Annotated in this window: 1 protein-coding gene; it reads left to right on the top strand. The window is 63.8% G+C overall.

The features are described from left to right. Positions 1 to 1,136, top strand: a 1,136-nt coding sequence (gene tuf, locus FFS37_RS35660) for an elongation factor Tu (RefSeq protein ID WP_137935560.1), incomplete at both ends; no start/stop codon positions are given.

The raw sequence follows: 1,136 nt of genomic DNA, 5'->3' as shown, positions 1-1,136 counted from the left end.
CATGTGAACATCGGCACGATCGGCCACGTCGATCACGGCAAGACGTCGCTGACGGCTGCGATCACCAAGTATTTCGGCGAATACAAGCGTTACGACCAGATCGACGCGGCTCCCGAAGAGAAGGCGCGCGGCATCACCATCTCGACGGCCCACGTCGAATACGAGACGGCCAACCGCCACTACGCCCATGTCGACTGCCCCGGCCACGCCGACTATGTGAAGAACATGATCACCGGCGCGGCGCAGATGGACGGCGCGATCCTGGTCGTGTCGGCCGCCGACGGCCCGATGCCGCAGACCCGCGAGCACATCCTGCTTGCCCGTCAGGTCGGCGTGCCCTCGATCGTGGTGTTCCTCAACAAGGTCGACCAGGTCGACGACGCCGAGCTGCTCGAACTGGTCGAGCTCGAGGTTCGCGAGCTGCTGTCGAAGAACGAATTCCCCGGCGACGACATTCCGATCGTCAAGGGTTCGGCGCTGGCAGCGCTTGAGGATTCCAACAAGACCATCGGCGAGGACGCGATCCGCGAACTGATGGCTCAGGTCGACGCCTACATCCCGACGCCGGTTCGTCCGCTGGACAAGCCGTTCCTGATGCCGATCGAAGACGTGTTCTCGATCTCGGGCCGCGGCACGGTTGTGACCGGCCGCGTCGAGCGCGGCGTGGTCAAGGTCGGCGAGGAACTGGAAATCATCGGCATCCGTCCGACGACCAAGACGACCTGCACGGGCGTGGAAATGTTCCGCAAGCTGCTCGATCAGGGCCAGGCTGGCGACAACATCGGCGCGCTGCTGCGCGGCGTTGACCGTGAAGGTGTCGAGCGCGGCCAGGTTCTGGCGAAGCCCGGTTCGGTGAAGCCGCACAAGAAGTTCGTTGCCGAAGCCTACATCCTGACCAAGGACGAAGGTGGCCGTCACACGCCGTTCTTCACCAACTACCGTCCGCAGTTCTACTTCCGCACGACCGACGTGACCGGCATTGTGTCGCTGCCGGCGGGCACCGAGATGGTGATGCCTGGCGACAACATCACGGTCGATGTCGAGCTGATCGTGCCGATCGCCATGGAAGAGAAGCTGCGCTTCGCCATCCGTGAAGGCGGCCGCACCGTCGGTGCCGGCATCGTCGTCACCATCAA

This window comes from Mesorhizobium comanense, from assembly GCF_005503535.1.
Classification (GTDB): Bacteria; Pseudomonadota; Alphaproteobacteria; order Rhizobiales; family Rhizobiaceae; genus Mesorhizobium; species Mesorhizobium comanense.
This window is presented reverse-complemented; position numbering and strand designations above follow the sequence as displayed.